General features: G+C 56.2%; 5 protein-coding genes. 4 read left to right on the top strand and 1 reads right to left on the bottom strand.

Going from position 1 to position 6392, the window contains the following annotated elements; translation table 11 throughout:
* Positions 1 to 13: 13 nt before the first annotated feature.
* Both Q0711_RS02805 and Q0711_RS02810 read left to right on the top strand, forming a co-directional pair.
* Positions 14 to 973, top strand: a complete 960-nt coding sequence (locus Q0711_RS02805) for an ABC transporter ATP-binding protein (protein ID WP_298611603.1) — start codon at positions 14 to 16, stop codon at positions 971 to 973.
* 44 nt (positions 974 to 1017) lie between these two features.
* Positions 1018 to 2256 carry an endo-1,4-beta-xylanase gene (locus tag Q0711_RS02810; protein WP_298616980.1) on the top strand — a complete coding sequence of 413 codons (1239 nt, stop codon included), beginning with the start codon at positions 1018 to 1020 and terminating at the stop codon, positions 2254 to 2256.
* A 2-nt stretch (positions 2257 to 2258) separates the two neighbouring features.
* Here Q0711_RS02810 and Q0711_RS02815 read toward each other — a convergent pair whose 3' ends face one another.
* Entirely contained in the window at positions 2259 to 3908 is a 1650-nt protein-coding gene (locus Q0711_RS02815; protein ID WP_298616981.1) for an aldehyde dehydrogenase family protein, read from the bottom strand.
* A gap of 158 nt (positions 3909 to 4066) precedes the next feature.
* Here Q0711_RS02815 and sufC point away from each other — a divergent pair, with 158 nt between their 5' ends.
* Together sufC and sufD are read left to right on the top strand one after the other, a co-directional pair.
* On the top strand, positions 4067 to 4849 hold the full coding sequence (sufC, locus tag Q0711_RS02820) for a Fe-S cluster assembly ATPase SufC (RefSeq protein ID WP_298611594.1): 783 nt from the start codon (positions 4067 to 4069) through the stop codon (positions 4847 to 4849).
* A complete protein-coding gene (sufD, locus tag Q0711_RS02825) occupies positions 4846 to 6132 on the top strand; it encodes a Fe-S cluster assembly protein SufD (RefSeq protein ID WP_298611591.1) in 1287 nt (428 codons plus the stop codon). Before sufC ends, sufD begins: the two co-directional genes overlap by 4 nt.
* The last annotated feature ends 260 nt before the right edge of the window (positions 6133 to 6392 follow it).

Raw genomic sequence — 6392 nt, forward strand, 5'->3', positions numbered from 1 at the left:
GTCAATCTCGCCTATGGTAACTGAGGCTGCGGGCGATCGCCCCCTCGTGGTGGCGGTCGAGAATTTACGAAAGTCCTATCGTAGCGGCTTCTGGCTGCGCACCGTGCTCACCCCCTTGCAGTCCGTATCCCTAGAGGTACGCCAAGGGGAAACTTTTGGTCTGCTGGGTCCCAACGGTGCAGGCAAGACCACCTTCCTCAAGATTCTCCTGGGGCTTGTGAAACCCAGTGGCGGTCAGGGCACGCTGCTGGGGCATCCCTTGGGCGATCGCGCCGTGCGGCAGCGGATTGGCTACCTGCCGGAAAACCCCTACTTCTATGACTATCTGACAGCTTGGGAATTCCTAGAGTTTACGGCGGGACTCTTTGGCCTCAGTGCCGCTACCCGCAGAGAACGTATTCCCCTGCTTTTGGAGATGGTTGGCCTCAACCTCAAGGACGCCCGCAAAAAACAAATGCGCCGCTATTCTAAGGGGATGGTGCAGCGGGTCGGCTTGGCGCAAGCCCTGATTAACGATCCTGAAGTGGTGTTTTTGGACGAACCCATGTCGGGTCTCGATCCCCTTGGCCGCTACCAAATTCGTGAGATTATTCTTTCCCTAAAACAGCAGGGCAAGACCATCTTCTTCAACAGTCATGTCCTGGCGGACGTGGAGGCCATTTGCGATCGCGTTGGCATTTTGGCCCAAGGGCAATTAATTTGTGCTGGCAGCGTGGATGAACTGCTCGGCAGTAGCGAAGCTTACCATGTGGTGGGCAAAGGAGGTCATGTGGATGGCCTTCAGGAATGGCTCTATTCCCTAGAAATTCAGGGCGATCGCTGGCAAGGGGTGATCAAAATTCCCCTGCCCCGGTTTCTAGCCTTGGTTGAAGAAATGGGGGGCAAAGTCCTACAACTGCGCCTTGCTCGCCCCACCCTTGAAGAGTTTTTTGTGGAACAACTGCGCCAACAGGGGATTCAAGTGACCCATTAGGGACGCAATCCCTCTGAAGTCCTCGTCACAACAGGTCATCATCCATGCTGAACTGGCGCCGTTTTCTCTGGTTAAGTTGCCTTGCGGCTCTTTTGGGGATTTCCTGTGGCACCTCTTTTTCTTCTAACGCCACCGATGCCCTCGGCCAACAGATTGAGCAATTGCGCCAAGCGCCCCTCATGGTCATGGTCGAGAACTCCCAAGGCCGCCCGATTCCCAATGCCCGCATCGAACTGGTGCAACAGCGCCATGCCTTCCCCTTTGGCGTTGCCCTCGATACGCAGATGTTTCGCCCCAGTCCACCGCCGGCTGCCCCTTGGTACAAGCAGACAGCTCAGGAAAACTTCAATGCGGCTGTCCATGAAAATGCCCTCAAGTGGTACGAGTTGGAGCCAGAGCAGGGCAAGCTGGACTTTACCCTCGCTGACACCATCTATCGTTGGGCGCAAGCCCAGGGCTGGTCAATGCGCGGCCATACCCTCTTTTGGGAAGTGGAGCAGTTTAATCCCCCCTGGCTAAAAACCCTGCCACCAGAGCAATTGCGCGCAGCGGTGAAAAACCATGCCATTACGGTGTGTCGCCACTACCGCGGTCGCATCAATGAATTTGATGTCAACAATGAAATGCTCCATGGCAACTTTTTCCGCAGTCGCCTTGGTGAGGGTATTGTCAAGGAGATGTTTGCATGGTGCCGTGAGGGGAATCCTGACGCGATTCTCTATGTCAATGACTACGGCATCATTGAGGGCGATCGCCTGAACGACTATGTAGAGCAGATTCGCAGTCTCTTGGCCCAAGGGGTTCCCCTAGGCGGGATTGGCATTCAAGCCCATCTGGAATCTCCCTTGGACGAGGCCAAAATGCAGCGTGCCCTCGACACCCTTGCCCAGTTCAATCTGCCCTTGAAAATCACGGAAGTGAGTGTAAGTTTGGCCGACGAGCAGCAGCAGGCACAGACCCTGCGCCAAATTTACCGCATTGGTTTTGCCCATCCCGCCGTGAAGGGAATTTTGCTCTGGGGCTTTTGGGCGGGGAACCATTGGCGCCCCCAAGCCGGACTCTATCGCCAAGACTTTTCCGCCAAGCCGGCAGCGATCGCCTACCGCAAACTCCTCTTTGAGGAGTGGTGGACAAAGGCAAATGGCCAAACGAATGCCCAGGGGCAATGGCAAGGACGGGGTTACCTAGGGCGCTATCGTTTGACAGTGACTGCCCAAGGCCAAACCCGCACCCAAGAGTTGGAACTGCCCCCAGGGGGGACAACGGTAACCGTGCGGCTGTGAGCCTAGCCCTGCATCGCTGCTCGCAGGAGGGAAAGCCACGCCAAGGGACGACCCGTGTAAATGTCCATAACCGCCTTGGCCAGTTGGGGGAGGGTGCGGTGGCCATAGAACCAAGGGGGGGTCACCCCTAACTGGAAGGGAACGCGAATCACGGCCTTTGCCGGATAGTCAAACAGGAAACTGTTGTGCACTACTCCCACCCCAGAGCCGATGGCCGCCGGTGTATGGCCGGGAAAAGCCCCCCAAGGAGTACAGCCTAACCCATAGGCCAAGGAAACCCAGGCATTAATGGCAATAGAGCCGTAGCGCAGTTGGGCGATCGCCTGCTCCAGCACCTCTGGATGGCCGGCCTCCGTGCGCGGGTCAATGATCACGCTACACCCCAAGGTTCCCCAGAGCCGCTCATTCACAAAGGGCACCGCCGTGGCCAGATAGGTCGCGGCATCGTTTACGGGCAGGGTCACCTCTGCCAACAGACCGCAAAAGACCTCCTCTTGGAAAATGCGGGGATTGGCGGTGGGGGTGAGGCTTGGAATCAGCGTCCAAGGGATCGTGCCCTCCACAGCAGGGCTGAGGACGATGGCTTGGGGATAGTCGGCCACAAAAGACCGGTAACGGGCGATCGCCCCCGGATAGTAGGCAGGGCGGGGCGGAATCTCTTGCAGTTGTGCCTTGAGGGCATTCAGGAATGCCTCCCGCTGCGGCCATCCTGCAGCCGTGACAAGGATTTGCGCCCCAATGCAGTTGAAGCTGGCGTTATGCACCAAGGCACTGGCCACCTGGCGGGCTTGGTACCTCAGTTCTGCCTCTGTCCATTCCCCAGGAACCATTAACAGGGGAGTAACATTGCCCAATTCCGCCGTGATGGGCTTAAGCAGTTTGCGCTGTTGGCGGGCTTTGCGAATCGCCTGCTCAGCTGCTGTTTCTCCCCAGACAAGGCGATTGTAGGTATGGTGGGAACCGGTGATGTGAATGTGCTGCGTCAACGGATGGTGGCAGAGGGCTTCCCCCATCGCAGCATCTCCCTCAACAATCTCAAGGAACCCCGCTTCAATCAGAGGCGCACAAATCTTGCGAAAACAGGCCGTCAAGGGAGCCAAGAGGGGATTCATCTTCAGCAGTGCCACGCGATTGGCCACCACCAGTTGATAGAGGGCATCCGCCAAGCACAACGATGTGATATTGCCGGCCCCTAGCACCACAGCAACTCCCGGTGGCGGTGGGTTCCGGTAGGCATTCCCCTGGCTAGGGGGTTGATTGGGTTGGATCCAAACTTCGGCTTTAACTCCAAACCAGAGTAAGCGCTCTTGCCAATTGCGCGGCAGAATCTCAGCAATGGCCTGACCGGTGGGAGTAGTTCGCCAGCGGGGCACTGGGGGGGCTGCCTCGTGACGGAGGGCATGGAGATAGTGATCCAGCTGGAGAATGAGTCCCAGAGGGCCTGTTGTCCACTCTTCCCCGGCCCAAACGCCTTGGGGATCAATGCCTTTGATTTGACAGGCTAAGTGCACCCATTCTGCGGCGTGGCGACGGACAAGGGCTTTGATGGGTTCGAGGTAGGGAATCCGTTGACGGGGAGAGAGATTCTGCCAATCGCTGGCCTGCCGATGGAGGCGTTCGAGTTCGGGAATCGTTGCGGTTGAAAGGGTCATAGCAGTTGGTTGCTTTGTTCCTGTAAGCACGGGGGGACAGCGGTGCCGGTTCTGGGTGTGCTGCTACTCTCAATACTCCTCTGCCAAGAAACTCAATCGCGATCGCCAGCCCGCTGCGCTACATTAAAAAATTATGAACGATGCAAGGGAGGTAAGGCGTGATTCGTCCCGACAGCGAAGTCATTTTAGAAGTTCGAGAACTGACGGCCAGTGTAGAGGACACCCCCATTCTCAAAGGCCTGAACTTGACCATTCGCGCGGGAGAAATCCATGCCATCATGGGACCCAATGGCTCCGGCAAAAGCACCTTCTCCAAAATTCTCGCGGGTCATCCCGACTACACCGTAACGGGTGGCGAAGTACTTTACAAAGGCAAAAATCTCTTGGCATTGCCCCCTGAAGAGCGGGCGCGCGAAGGTGTCTTTTTGGCGTTTCAATACCCCCTTGAGATTCCAGGGGTGAGCAATCTTGACTTTTTGCGGGTGGCCTACAATGCCAAGCGTCAGCACCAAGGCCTCGATGAACTGGATGCCTTTGACTTTGATGATCTGGTGCGGCAGAAAATTGAACTGGTGAAATTAGATGAGGGCTTCCTCAATCGCGGGGTAAATGAGGGCTTCTCCGGCGGTGAGAAAAAGCGTAACGAAATTCTGCAAATGGCACTCTTGGAGCCAACCCTTGCCATCCTCGATGAAACGGACTCTGGCTTGGATATTGATGCGCTGCGGATTGTGGCCAATGGCGTTAATCAATTGAGCCGCCCCGATAACTGTATTCTCCTGATTACCCACTATCAGCGGCTGCTGGATTACATCGTGCCCGACTATGTGCACGTTATGGAGGGGGGAAGGATTATCCTCACCGGGACGAAGGAACTGGCGTTGGAACTGGAAGCGCGGGGCTATGACTGGGTGCGCGAAGAGGAGGTTGCTACACCATGACAATTACGGTCAACGCCAATTCCGATCAAGCGGATCTGCCCAAAGCTAGTCGCGCCAATGAACTCAATGATCTGTTGACCTTAGCACCGCCGCCGCGCCACGCTGAGCTGGAACCTTTACGCCAAGCCGCCCGCGATCGCCTCCATGAGCAAACGTTACCTACCCCCCGCGATGAGGACTGGCGCTTTACGGATTTAGGGGCTTTGCGCAGGCGCTCGTTCCAAGCTCCTATTGCCCCTCTCCATCCAGAAATTGTTGCCGAAGTAGGGCATCTGTTGGGTGAGCGCAGTTTTCCCACTGTTGCCCAAATTGTCCTGATTGACGGCTATTTCTGTGGGGAACTTTCCCGCGTGAATGCCACTGGAGTTGAGTTATTGCCCCCTTCAATGCCAGCGATCGCCCCCGCGGAGATTTTTAGCGATCTCAACAGCGCTATGCTGGCGGATCGGGTTTGTCTGCGCCTAACGGGACACTTGGCTGAACCTGTGGAAGTGTTTTTTGTCAGTAGTCGGCAGCAGCAGAGTGTTGTTTCACCGCGCCTTTCCATTGAAGTGGCAGCCCAGGGCCAAACTACCCTGGTTGAGCACTTTTTGTCTCTAACGGGCGATCAACAGTTTACCAATAGTGTCACGGAACTTTCCCTAGGTACCAGTGCCCATCTGCGCCATGTACGGATTCAACACCAATCACCCACAGCGATTCACATTGGCTGTACGACAGTTTGCCAAGCCCAAGACAGTCACTACGAAGGACACGCCATTGATTTGGGGGGATGCCTGAGCCGCCACAATTGGCAGGTGCAGATCTACGGCAGTGGTAGCCAGACAATCCTAAAGGGACTGGCGATCGCCAGGGACAGTCAAATTATGGACACCCACTCGGCAGTGTTCTTTAATGCGCCCCACAGCAGGAGTGAACAAATTCACAAGTGCATCGTTGGCGATCGCGCCCACGGCATCTTTAATGGCCGCGTAGTTGTGCCTCAAGTGGCGCAACTGACAGATGCCAAGCAACTCAGTCGCACGCTGCTGCTTTCCGACAAAGCCCGTGTGGATACCAAACCGCAACTGGAAATTGTTGCCGACAATGTCAAGTGCTCCCACGGTGCCACCGTTAGTCAACCGGCGGCCGATGAGCTGTTTTACCTCCGCAGTCGCGGGTTAGATGAGCAGGAAGCTAAGACCCTCATTGTCAAAGCCTTTGCCCTTGAGCAGCTAACGGGTATTGAGCCGCAGATTCTGCGACAGGAGTTAGAAGGAGTACTATTAGCCAAATTACATTGAGTCTGCCGCAGCAGCACTCTTGCACCGCCCTGCGAAAAGCATATTCACTCCAGTCCAACGGAGGACGCCGACCCCTGTCCCCAACAGCAAGACATACGGCGGTCTTAGGGGGCGTCCTAGAAATCCCCCTTGGTGGAGCATCATTAAAATATCGGCCACCTCTTTGGGCAGGCCTAGGTAATAGTAACCAATATGGAATAGCACACCTGTGGCCGCAGTCATGACCTAGGGCGCGGCAAGCCTCGCCGTACCACTGCGCG

Source organism: uncultured Thermosynechococcus sp. (genome assembly GCF_937958135.1).
Classification (GTDB): domain Bacteria; phylum Cyanobacteriota; class Cyanobacteriia; order Thermosynechococcales; family Thermosynechococcaceae; genus Thermosynechococcus.